The organism is Nonomuraea cypriaca (assembly GCF_015645445.1).
Lineage (GTDB): Bacteria > Actinomycetota > Actinomycetes > Streptosporangiales > Streptosporangiaceae > Nonomuraea > Nonomuraea cypriaca.
In genome coordinates this window covers 1-1760 of the sequence record NZ_JADOGI010000498.1, presented here as the reverse complement: position 1 = coordinate 1760, position 1760 = coordinate 1, and the positions used below count along the sequence as shown (strand labels likewise).

The following is a 1760-nucleotide window of genomic DNA, read 5'->3' as shown; positions in this document are numbered from 1 at the left end:
GCCTCCCCCTTCGCGTCCACCTGGCCGCCTTACTACGCCTCTGCGATGTCGACGAGGAGACCCCCGTCGGGCAATCCCGAGCCGCTGCCGACGAGCCTCCCAGCGGGCAGCCCCGTGACGGTGGTGAGGCGGCTGCCGGCATGGAGCCTCGTGACGGTGGTGAGGGTCCCGGTGGGCGGTCTCATGCCGGCATGCAAGGTCTGCGTCGCCATCCGCCATCGGACGAAGACCCGTCCCGCCTGTTGGGCGCCCCAGTCGAACAGCGCGAGACCCCGCGACGAACCCGGGGACCCGGCTCCGAACCGAGCGACGATCCGTCGCCGAGATCCCCAGCCGACACCCGCGTACCGGATGCCAGGCGGGATCGAAACCCGCCGTGGCCAGCCGGAGCGGACACTCGCGCATCAGGCGTCCAACCGGAGTGCCAGTCGTCGGTGCGATCCCCAGCCAGCACCTCGGGATCGGACACCGAGCTGAACCGATACCCGTCGCGGCCAGCCGGAGGGGGCACCCGATCGTCGGGCACCGAACCGGGCGGTGGGTCGGTGTGGATGCGTGGCGAGGCGGGTGACGGGCTGATCGACCGGTTTCTCGCGCGCGAACACGGCCAGTGGGCGCGGGTCTGGCCGGCTGGGCAAGAGCCCTTGGATGATGTGACGGCTCGGCAGGCCGTGGCGGTGGTCACGCTCACCGCACCCACGACCGCCGAGTTGCCCGGTCTGCTCACCACCGTCCCCGCACTGCGCGGCGGCACCCCCGGCGCCACCAGGATCCGCACTCAGCACATGGCCGCCTGGCTGGAAACGATCTTCCCCGGCGACGACCAACCGCTCCCGGACCTCGCCGACCAGCCGATGCCAAAGCCCGCAACTGACCCGCTGACTCCGCTTGGGCCGGATCTTGTGGCTGAGCGGCTGCTGGCTGGGACGGATGAGTTGGGTGCGTTGGTGCTCGCCGTGCACGATCACGAAGGCCGTACGACCCGGCATCTCGTACGCATGCTGGACATTCTTCGGTCGTCGTCGAGCAGGGAGCCGGTCAGGTCGGCGCTGCGGTCACTGGTCACGAGGCGGATCGGGAGCCTGGTCGCGGAGGCCGCGGAGGCGCCGGGCACCCGGCTCGGTGACGCGCTCAATGCCGCGGTGACACTCTTCACCGCGGACCGGCGGCTCGCCGAGGCCGCAGCGGCGCTTCCCGTACGGAGGGACGCGCGGCTCGGGCTGCGGGCGCTGGACGTGACGCTGGGTGAGCTGGCCGTCCGGCACCTGAGGGCGAGACGTGAGCCGCTCGCGCTGGCCTGGGCTTTGTCGGTGTTGTCCGCCCGGCTGGTGGCCGTGGGCCGGGTGGGCGAGGCGGTCGTCGCGGCGGCGGAGTCGGCCGACCTCTTCGCCGCCGCGCCCCCTTACGAGGATGCGGCCGGACACGCCGAAGCCCTGTACGACCTGAGCGCCTGCCTGCTGTTCGCGGGCGAGTCCGGCAGGGCGCTCAGACCCGCGCAGGAGGCGGCGGCCAGGTACCGCATCCTGGCCGAGGAGGATCCACGGCACACCGAGCAGGCCGCGCGAGCACATCACAACCTGGCCTGCGCCCTGCTTGAGGCCGATCGCCTGTACGAGGCCGTGGCGGCGTTCGCAGCCTCGGGGGGCGACCCAGACGTCGCGGCGAACCTGACCGACATACTCTCCGTCCTCCCCGACCCCACCCCGGACCGCCCGGCACACCTCCCCCAGCGCACGGCCGACCGCCCGACACCACTCCCC

At 72.4% G+C, this 1760-nt stretch carries 2 protein-coding genes; one reads left to right on the top strand and one right to left on the bottom strand.

The window, feature by feature from the left end:
- Positions 1 to 32: 32 nt before the first annotated feature.
- Positions 33 to 185: a hypothetical protein gene (locus ITP53_RS55195; RefSeq protein ID WP_195903457.1), complete on the bottom strand. Its 153-nt coding sequence runs from the start codon at positions 183 to 185 to the stop codon at positions 33 to 35.
- 360 nt (positions 186 to 545) lie between these two features.
- Here ITP53_RS55195 and ITP53_RS55190 point away from each other — a divergent pair.
- Positions 546 to 1760: tetratricopeptide repeat protein (locus ITP53_RS55190; protein ID WP_207757765.1), on the top strand; the 1215-nt coding region annotated here is incomplete at its 3' end.

Coding starts and splice junctions, on each gene's coding strand:
- ITP53_RS55195 (WP_195903457.1), bottom strand. CDS start 185: ATGAGACCGCCCACCGGGACCCTCACCACCGTCACGAGGCTCCATGCC.